Genomic DNA, 892 nt, shown 5'->3' on the forward strand with positions numbered 1-892 from the left:
GGCGTTCCATCGGGTTCCCGCAAACAGGGTGAATGGCTCAGGCGGACGAAGCGTGGATCAGGCGAGGCCGGCGTCGTCGAGGCGCAGCACCCAGCCGCGCGGCGTGCGCTTCAGTTCGATGCGCGTGAGCGGCGCGATGTCGAGGCGCAGCATCGCGTCGGGCGGCGTGCCGAGCGCGTGTGCGATCGCGGCGCGCAGCACGGCCGCATGCGTGACGGCGACGAGGTCCGCCGTGGCGGGCAGACCGTCGAGCCAGGCGCCGACGCGCTGCAACACGGCCACGAACGATTCGCCGCCGTGCGGGGCGGCGGCGGCGTTGGCGATCCACGCGGCGAGATCGTCGCGGGCGTCCTGCACGATCGCGGCGAGTTTCGCGCCGCGCCAGCGGCCGGCGTCGAGATCGGCCAGCGCGGGCTCGATGCCGGCGGCGGCGAAGCCGAGCGCTTCGGCGGTTTGCCGGGCGCGCAGTGCGGGCGACGACAGCGCCTGCACGCCGCGTGGCCAGCGCCATTGCGCGGCGGCTCGCGCGGCGTCGGCAAGGCCGCGTGCGTCGAGCGCTTCGTCGGCGGGGAAGGCGCCGGCGCGCAGTTCGGCGGTGGCGGCGTGCGAGATCAGGCGGACGGTGGCGGTCATCTGGCTTCGGTGGCGGGGCGCGGCGGGAGGGGGTGCATCGGTTTTGCAGCATAGCCCAGTCGTTGCGCCGGGGGGAATTGGGGCAGCCGGGGCCGGCCGGATGGGAGAGACAGCCGGAGCGGGTCAGGGACCAGCCGAGACAGCCGGGACAGCCGGGACAGCCGAGACAGCCGGGACAGCCGGGACAGCCGGGACAGCCGGGACAGCCGGGACAGCCGGGACAGCCGGGACAGCCGGGACAGCCGGGACAGCCGGGACA

1 protein-coding gene is annotated in these 892 nt (G+C 75.3%); it reads right to left on the reverse strand.

Annotated elements, in window-relative coordinates; genetic code table 11:
* Window positions 1-57: 57 nt before the first annotated feature.
* Window positions 58-633: a histidine phosphatase family protein gene (locus ACYP33_RS26060; protein ID WP_459624464.1), complete on the reverse strand. Its 576-nt coding sequence runs from the start codon at window positions 631-633 to the stop codon at window positions 58-60.
* Window positions 634-892 lie beyond the last annotated feature (259 nt).

Source organism: Burkholderia sp. 3C (genome assembly GCF_054589155.1).